Consider the following 4,225-nt stretch of genomic DNA (forward strand, 5'->3'; position numbering starts at 1 on the left):
CGCGAGCAGGGCGTCGAGGCGCTCGGCGTGCGCGCCCCGCCAGAAGACGTGCCCGCACCGGGCGCAGCGCGTGAAGTCGTCGTAGCTGCGCCGCGTGCCCGCGGGCAGGCGGTCGGCGACGTCGGCACGACCGCGCCGGGGGCGTCGGGCCACGGGTCGGCGACCGGCGGCGGCGCCGTGGTGAGGGGGCCGGGGACGACGTCGGCGGCGTCGGCCGTCGCGTAGCCGCCGGCGAGCGCCAGCACGAGCACCGTCGCCCCCGCAGCCCGGCGGGCGCGGCCACGACCCCCCGGTGTGCTGCGACGACCTGCCACCGGACCTCCGCCCCGCCCTCTCGCCGCGGCGCGCCGCGGCCCGTCCGCCACCCGTCCGGCACCGGCTCCGACGCGTGCACGACGGGGTCCGGCGCCGGGTGTCGCCACGGCGCCGGGGACCGGCTCGGCCACCCGGGCGGGCGCCGACCGACGGGCCCGGCCCTCGCGTGCGCCACACTACGCAGCGGAGCACCAGCACACGACGACCGCGGGACCGGCGCACGCGCCGGTCGCCCGGCGCGCCGGACCTGCCGATGGAGGGCATGCACGTGGAGTTCGACGTCACGATCGAGATCCCCAAGGGGAACCGCAACAAGTACGAGGTGGACCACGAGACGGGGCGGATCCGGCTGGACCGCACGCTCTTCACGGCCACGCGGTACCCGGCGGACTACGGCTTCATCGACGGCACGCTGGGTGACGACGGCGACCCGCTCGACGCGCTCGTGATGCTCGACGAGCCCACCTTCCCGGGCTGCGTCGTGCGCGCCCGCGCGGTGGGCATGTTCCACATGCGCGACGAGGCGGGCGGCGACGACAAGGTCCTCTGCGTGCCCGCGGGAGACCCGCGCCTCGAGCACATCCAGGACCTGGGCGACGTCGGCGAGTTCTACCGGCAGGAGATCGACCACTTCTTCCGGATCTACAAGGACCTCGAGCCCGGCAAGTCCGTCGAGGGCTCCCACTGGGTCGGCCGCGCCGACGCCGAGAAGGAGATCGAGGCCTCCCGCGAGCGCCTCGCGGAGTCGGGCGGGCACTGACGCCCGCGCTCGGCCGGCACTGACGACGAGAGCCCCGCACCGCCCGGCGGTGCGGGGCTCTCGTCGTCGGCCAGGACGGCGGCGCCCGGTCGACCGCACCCGAGGTCGGCCGCGCCCGGGGTCGACCGCGCCCTCAGTCGGCCGCGCGCTCCTGCTGCGGGTCGGGGCGCCCCGCGCCCAGGTCGTTGAAGCGCTCGAGCAGGCGGGCGAGCGACTCGACGTCCTCGTCCGCCCAGGGCGCGAGCTGCCGGCGCAGGTTGGCCCGGCGGTCCTCGCGGACCCGGGCGAACCGCCGGGAGCCGTCGGCCGTCAGCCGGACCAGGGAGGCCCGCCCGTCCGTCGGGTCGCTGGTGCGCTCCACGAGCCCGAGCTCGACGAGCTGGGAGAGCTGGCGCGACGTCGTCGGCTTGCCGACGCCGAGGAAGGCGGCCAGGTCGGTGGTGCGCTCCGCGCCCACCGTGGCCAGGCGCTGGAGGATCCCGTAGGCCGAGTGGTCGAGGTCGGGGTGCACCTCGGCGGCCACCGACGTCGAGAAGGCCCGCGCTCGACGCACCAGCAGACCGATCTGGGTCTCGAGCGCGGCGACCGCCCGCTCGTGGGAGTCCTGCGCGTCGTCGCTCATCGGGTCTCCTCCCGCCACGTCGTGGTCCACCTCCTCGTCCCCCGCCCAGGGGTCCCCGCCGGGGGCGACCCCGCCCGACGTCACGCCGTCACCGCCCGCGGGGTGCGCAGCCGGCGCGGCAGCGTGGTGCGCGCCGCCCACACCTCGACGGGCCACCCGGCGCCGCGGGCCGCGCGCAGCAGCGGCACGTCGGGCGAGACGGCCGTCGGCAGCCCGACGGCCCGCAGCAGCGGCAGGTCGGAGTGGCTGTCGGCGTAGGCGTAGCTCTTCGCCAGGTCGAAGCCGTGGACCTCGGCGTACCGCACGACCCAGGCCGCGCGGCCCTCGCCCACGAGCGGCGGGGCGGTGAGGTGCCCGGTCGCCCGGCCGTCGGCGTCGACGGCGAGCCGCGCCGTGACGACCTCGTCGAACATCGGCGCGAGCGGGCGGGCCAGCTGCTCGACGGCGCCCGACAGGAGCACCGTGCGGTGCCCCGCCGCGCGGTGGGCCGCGACGCGCTGCAGGGCGGCGTCGCTCGCGCGCTCCAGCAGCGCGGGGGCCAGCACGGTGTCCGCGAGCTCGTCGAGGAGCCGCAGGTCGGCCCCGCGGTAGCGCCGGTACACCTGGCGCAGGAAGTCCCCGCGGTCACGACGCTCGGTGAGGAGCATCGAGGGCAGGCTCCGCGCCAGGGACAGCACCTCGCGCGCCTGCCCCGCCGTGCCGAGCCCGGGCAGCCGCGTCCACAGGTAGGTCTCGACGACGTTCGCCGTCAGCAGCGTGCCGTCGAGGTCGAAGACGGCCAGCACGTCCGAGGGCTCGGCGCCCGGCTCGGCGGGCACGAGGGGGCGGCGCACGCCCGCGGGGCCCCGGCGCGCCCGCATCCGCCGCAGCTCGTCCTGCTTGCGCACCGGCTTGGTCACGCTGGGGGCGTGCACGTCCCGGATGTAGTGGGGCCAGTCGACGACGGCCGTGTCGAACCCGAGGGCCGGCACGTCCTGCGGGTCGAGGGCCCGGTGCAGCGCGAGGGTCGCGTCGTCGACGAAGTGCAGCTCGGACTGCGTGTACGGCTGGTACAGGTCGGAGTACTGGCGCAGCAGCGCGAGCCGGCGGCCCAGGCGGTCGAGGTCGCGGCTCCAGCCGCGCACCCGCTCCGAGCGCGGCACGTACGTGAGCGCGCGCTCCGCGGTCGCGTGCACCCGCTCGCCGAGCGCCAGCCGGCGCTCGACCGGGGCGGCGCCGGGGAAGTCCCACACCGGCAGGTCCACCGGGCCCTCGCCCGTGTCGAAGGGGTGGGCGAGGAAGTGCTCGCGGACGAGCTCGTACAGCCGCCGGAAGGTCAGCGGGTTGCGCGCCCCGGACGAGACGTGGAAGTACTGCGGCGAGCCCGGCTCCGGCGTGGTCGCGCACACGGCGACGAGCGCGTTGACGACGTGGTCGACGGGGACGATGTCGATGGTCGAGTCGGGCGCCGCCGGCACCTCGGGGAGCTCGCCGCGCCCGTAGGCCATGATCAGCGGCTCGGCCATCTTGAAGCCCTCGATCCACCCGGGGTGCGGGTGCTCGAGCGCGGACTCGACGATGGACGGGCGCACGACGCTGACGGGCAGCGGCGCGCCCACCTCCTCGACGACGCGCTCGCCCAGGGCCTTGGTGAACGTGTAGACGTCGGTCCACCCCAGGCTGTGGCCGCGCTGGCGCCCGGCCTCGCGCTGCTCGGCGAGCACCCACTCGCGGCGGCGGCGCTCGGCGTCGGCCGCGGCGGTCAGGGGCCCGGCCCGGCCGTGGAGGGCCTGCGCCTCGGCGTTGAACCGGGCGAGGACCTCGGGCGTGCGCGAGTCCTCCTCGATGCGGGCGGCGAGGCGGACGGCGGCGTCGAGCTCGGCGCGCCAGTCGACGGCGTGCTCGACGGACGCCTCGGGCACGGGCCCGCGGCGGCGGCCGCCGACGTAGGCCGTGGACACGTGCACGTAGTGGACGGGTCCGCGGCCCTCGCGGTCGGGGCCGGGGGCGCTGGCCTCGAGCACCCGCTCGAGGAGGTGCCGGGTGCCGACGACGTTGACGGCGAAGGCCTCCTGCAGCGGCGGGGCGAAGCCGACCTCGCCCGCGCAGTGGACGACGACGTCGAGGTCGCGCGGCAGGGCGGGCACGTCCTCGAGGTCGCCCTCGACCACCTCGACGCGCTCGAGCAGCCGCTCGGGCCCGCCGGCGGCCTCGGCGGCGGGGGCGAAGGTGCGGCGGCGCAGCAGCCGGGCGACGCGGTCGGCGGCCGGCTGGCCCGCCTTCGGCCGCACGAGCACCACCGGGCGGGTCTGCGGCGCCTCCACGAGCAGGGTCCGCAGCAGCGCCTCGCCGATGAAGCCCGTGACCCCCGTCACGAGCACGCGGCGGTCCGCCAGGGCCTCCCTCAGCCGCACCTGTCCAGCACCTCCGGCCTCCTCCCGCCGCGGGCGACCACCGCCCGGGCCCGAACCCGCCGCGAGCGGCGACGGTCCCGCGCACCCGCGCGGGACCCGGTCGGTCGGCGCCGACCCTACGGGAGCCGCCGACCC

At 77.5% G+C, this 4,225-nt stretch carries 4 protein-coding genes; 1 reads left to right on the forward strand and 3 read right to left on the reverse strand.

Annotated elements, in window-relative coordinates:
* On the reverse strand, positions 1-579 hold a 579-nt coding region (locus HLB09_RS20445), incomplete at its 3' end, for a Mut7-C RNAse domain-containing protein (protein WP_212771084.1).
* Between the two features lie 4 nt (positions 580-583).
* Here HLB09_RS20445 and HLB09_RS13850 point away from each other — a divergent pair.
* A complete protein-coding gene (locus tag HLB09_RS13850; protein ID WP_171203933.1) occupies positions 584-1,075 on the forward strand; it encodes an inorganic diphosphatase in 492 nt (163 codons plus the stop codon).
* Positions 1,076-1,208: 133 nt separating this feature from the next.
* Here the strand turns inward: HLB09_RS13850 and HLB09_RS13855 are convergent, their stop codons facing one another.
* Both HLB09_RS13855 and HLB09_RS13860 read right to left on the reverse strand, forming a co-directional pair.
* Entirely contained in the window at positions 1,209-1,697 is a 489-nt protein-coding gene (locus HLB09_RS13855) for a MarR family winged helix-turn-helix transcriptional regulator (RefSeq protein ID WP_171203931.1), read from the reverse strand.
* An 80-nt stretch (positions 1,698-1,777) separates the two neighbouring features.
* Positions 1,778-4,090, reverse strand: coding sequence for an HAD-IB family hydrolase (locus tag HLB09_RS13860; RefSeq protein WP_171203932.1), 2,313 nt, complete (start codon positions 4,088-4,090; stop codon positions 1,778-1,780).
* Between the last annotated feature and the right edge of the window lie 135 nt (positions 4,091-4,225).

Origin of the sequence: Pseudokineococcus marinus (assembly GCF_013004605.1) — a bacterium.
Taxonomy (GTDB): Bacteria; Actinomycetota; Actinomycetes; order Actinomycetales; family Quadrisphaeraceae; genus Pseudokineococcus; species Pseudokineococcus marinus.

Coding starts and splice junctions, on each gene's coding strand:
- HLB09_RS13855 (WP_171203931.1), bottom strand. CDS start 1,697: ATGAGCGACGACGCGCAGGACTCCCACGAGCGGGCGGTCGCCGCGCTC.